Annotated in this window: 2 protein-coding genes; one reads left to right on the forward strand and one right to left on the reverse strand. The window is 35.5% G+C overall.

Going from position 1 to position 2,996, the window contains the following annotated elements; translation table 11 throughout:
• Nucleotides 1-270: 270 nt before the first annotated feature.
• The gene (locus tag VNJ50_RS01275; protein ID WP_414652852.1) at nucleotides 271-1,329 is read right to left on the reverse strand and encodes a linear amide C-N hydrolase; all 1,059 of its coding nucleotides are present in this window, start codon (nucleotides 1,327-1,329) and stop codon (nucleotides 271-273) included.
• Nucleotides 1,330-1,855: 526 nt separating this feature from the next.
• Between VNJ50_RS01275 and VNJ50_RS01280 the strand changes: the two genes are divergently transcribed.
• On the forward strand, nucleotides 1,856-2,836 hold the full coding sequence (locus tag VNJ50_RS01280; protein ID WP_325578298.1) for a virulence protein RhuM/Fic/DOC family protein: 981 nt from the start codon (nucleotides 1,856-1,858) through the stop codon (nucleotides 2,834-2,836).
• Nucleotides 2,837-2,996 lie beyond the last annotated feature (160 nt).

Consider the following 2,996-nt stretch of genomic DNA (forward strand, 5'->3'; position numbering starts at 1 on the left):
GGCCGGATGGGAGCCAGAACTAACTGCGTATAAAAACATGCGCTTGAAGTATTTGTTATATCCGTAATAGTCGATAAGTTTTTTGGATGATTACCATCTGGATTATGTACTGCGCATGGCCGATGCTGATCCGTTGATAGCAGTGTGTCTTTATCGAAGTCTAGAAGTGAGTGCGTTGCCGTTAATTATTTGCTTAAAAAAACAGTCGGACCTATATGGGTCCGACTGTCTGTAATTTTGTGATGTAAGGATTTTAAATATTCTTGTTAATTACAAGCCAATAAAAGTAAATGGAGTAGCCGTGGTAAACTGCTTTGATGTTTCTCCGGCATAGGTTTCATTTTTACTTACACTCAATTTTTTCGTTCCGGAGTTTTTACTAAAGTCGATTTTTTTTAGATCTACCCAAAACGTATTTGGTGTTTTGACAGTTTCAAAGTAGTAAACTAGATTTTTTTGGTCAGCTACTGATCTCCATCTTGTAGAAGAGATGTTGGGCTCTGTTTCTGATGAGATCCCGTAAGGAACAGAACAATTGCGGATTACACTGAACACACTGGCAACGGAAGTTCTAACATCGGTTGTTTGAGGTATAGCATTGATATAATAGGAGGCTCTGACATATCTGTCTGCGGCTCTATTGGTTCCAGGCAACATCGTTGTGCCCGGGATGCCGTCCCAGTATTGATTTATAGCCAATTGTTGTTCAAATAGAGGTGAATTGGTCATTACAGTGTATGATGGATCGTGATGGATTTTCAATTTTCCTCCGACATATTCAAAAATAGCATTATCACCAGTGGCATCTGAAATAGAAAGATGTAGCGTAGTGAATTTTTCAGTTCCTGGGATAAAATCAGAGACAATAACGAATTTTTCTTTTTCCAATTCGGACACGGCTTCTTTAACGGTGGCATAATTATCCAAAACATACTGCGCCCACGCTGCGATGGTAATTCCTGGTTTGGATCCTTTAGGGTCAAAATCTGGGTATTGGCTCTCTACTAGCCATAGTACGTTTGCAACTAGTCCTTTTTCATTTATGCCGTCGGTTGTTGCAATATCCCAGGCACTGGTGATCACACTGCCATACTTTGAGGTCCATTTAACCGAGTTTTGACCTACATTGCCAAATCTTTCCAATCCTCTGGGAAAGACCCAGATATTAGCATCAATTTCATCTTTCCAATCCATTGATCGTGCTGTAATTATGGTGTTGTCTGGGCCTTTATAGACTACCCGTGTACAGGCGTCAACTTTTTGACCCATGGCACATAAAATTATAGTGCTAAATAGTGCTGCAAATTTAAGAAAACGGTGCTTTTTCATATCAATAACGTTTTTATGATAAAATTAGTTTTGTAATGTAAAAGTAGGTAAAACTCGTTGTTTATTTTGATGTTATTTACTTTTCTATCTAAATATAGATTTGTTGATGTAATGTACGGTTGTCAATATGATTATTTTAGATATTATTCTAGTTTTAAATCTTTTAGAAACTATTTGTCAAACTCCCTTTTTTTTACCTTCGTTGTACTAGGATAAATTTATTTCTGCTTTTTTATTTTTCAAACTCCCCGTCCAAACTTCGTATGTCCACCCCTCTTTGACTAAAGAGGGGAATTGGGAGCTGGATTGTGAGTTTTTATTAGATTTTGTGATTTTATAACTAGCCTTGATTTTTGGTTAGCTTGAATTTGTGGTTTTTCATGTTATTTGATTGGGTGGCGTAAAACCATCTCAATTATAGAGTAGAGTTGGGAGAAGTGCCAAGTTGTGTAACATTATGAAAACTCATGAAAATTCCCGAAATTGTAGAATAAATCTGTTGCAATAATTGCAACAGTTCAAAAAAATGAAAGAAGAAAGCCAAATAGAAATTTATCAAGCCAATGATGGTTCTACTCAAATTAATGTGCAATTTAAACAAGATACCGTTTGGCTTACTCAGGCACAAATGGCAGAATTGTTTGGCAAAGGAAGAACAACCATTACAGAACATATAAAAAATGTGTTTACTGAAGGAGAGCTTGAAGAAGAAGTGGTATGTCGGGATTTCCGACGCACCACTCAACATGGTGCTATTAAAGGGAAAAAGCAATCAAAAAACATTAAACATTACAATCTTGATGTTATTATATCAGTAGGCTACAGAGTAAAGTCTAGCCAAGGAACTCGATTCCGTATTTGGGCAAATAATGTTTTAAAAGACTATTTAGTTAAAGGCTATGCCATTAATGAAAAGCGTTTAGCTCAAAAAGAACAAGAAGTAAACATATTAAAAAATGGGATTCAAATTTTAAGCAGAGCCATTGAAGATAAAACAGCGGATGATAATTGGCTTGCTGTATTTGCCAAAGGACTAAGCTTATTGGATGATTACGACCACGAACAGTTAGATGCTAAAGGATTAACTGTAAGACCGGCAGAATATCCAAGTTTGGAAACGTATCAAAAACTCATCAATCAAATGCTGACAGAATTTGATAGTGATGTCTTTGGTAAGGAAAAAGACAACAGCTTTCAAAGCTCTATAGCCCAAATTACAAAAGGTTTTGGTGAAGATGATTTTTATCCATCTTTAGAAGAAAAAGCAACCATGCTTTTATATTTAATTGTGAAAAACCATTCGTTCGTTGATGGTAATAAACGCATAGCAGCAGCGTGCTTTCTTAAGTTTTTGCAGCAAAACAATATGCTTTTCAACATCCATAATCAACCTATAATTAGTAATGATACCCTAGCGAGCTTAACCCTTTTTATAGCATCCAGCAAACCAGAAGAAATGGAAACGGTTAAGCGATTGGTAATTAGTGTATTAAATAGAAACAAATAAAATGACAGACTCAAGTAACATTTCAAAAATATGGAACCTTGCTAACCGTTAATAGGGGTAGTTGTTGCACAACTTCCATTTTTTAAAAAATAGTTTGATAAAACCATAAAACCAGTATTAAAATAAAAAAATTGGAATACATGTTATACATCTATGAATC

Source organism: Gelidibacter sp. (assembly GCF_035577925.1).
Taxonomy (GTDB): Bacteria; Bacteroidota; Bacteroidia; order Flavobacteriales; family Flavobacteriaceae; genus Gelidibacter.